This is a genomic window from Oleiphilus sp. HI0128 (assembly GCF_001635365.1).
This window is the reverse complement of sequence record NZ_LWGG01000004.1, coordinates 1-807: the sequence shown is the minus strand read 5'-3', so window position 1 is coordinate 807 and position 807 is coordinate 1. Positions and strand designations below refer to the sequence as shown.

At 47.3% G+C, this 807-nt stretch carries 1 protein-coding gene; it reads left to right on the top strand.

The window, feature by feature from the left end; genetic code table 11:
• Positions 1 to 807, top strand: an 807-nt coding sequence (locus A3763_RS00140; protein ID WP_068759794.1) for an ATP-NAD kinase family protein, incomplete at both ends; no start/stop codon positions are given.

Sequence of the window (807 nt, the reverse complement as noted above, 5' to 3'; positions counted from 1 at the left end):
TGATGCAGCATCTACCACAGAAATAGCGATTTCCAGAGGCGTAGAGGCCAAGGCGGCCGATAGGCTAAGAGCGGTTTTAGTCGGTCTGAAAGATTTAGTTTTGCAGGGTAGATTGGCTTCAGTATCATTTTTGTGTGCAGGTGGACAGATGGGCGGAGATATCTGTTCAGAGTTTGCAGATGTCTTTGATATCGAGGTTTTGTTCCAGCCTCCTGAATTAACTCGAGCTGACGATACGCGTGCAGCCGCAGCCGAGATTATGAAACGCTCAATAGATATCCTGTTGTTTGTCGGCGGTGATGGTACTGCGCGTGATATCTACACGGTGATTGGTGATCAGCAGTGCGCTTTAGGGATTCCGGCAGGTGTAAAGATGCATTCTGGCGTATTTGCGGTAACACCTAAGGCGGTGGTTTCGGTGGTAGAAAGTATGGCGAGTCATCGTTTAGTGTCAGCCCGTATGGCAGACGTGAGAGATATTGATGAGGATGCTTTTGCCAAGGGGCTGGTTAAGACTCAGCATTTTGGTGAAATGCTGATACCGGACGATCAGCTTCTGGTTCAGTCGGTTAAATGTTCGGGCATGCTGGATGATGAGTTGATGCTTGAAGAGCTTTGCTCATTTATGAGTGAAGAATTAGAAGATGATACTTTGTATGTCCTCGGCTCAGGCGGCACCTTACAGCACTTGAAGGAAATGATCGGTTTGGAGCAGCCAACATTGCTGGGTGTTGATGTGTGTTTCTTTGATGGTGTAAATGTCACGCTTATCGCGAATGACGTTCATGAGGCTCAGCTATTTGAATT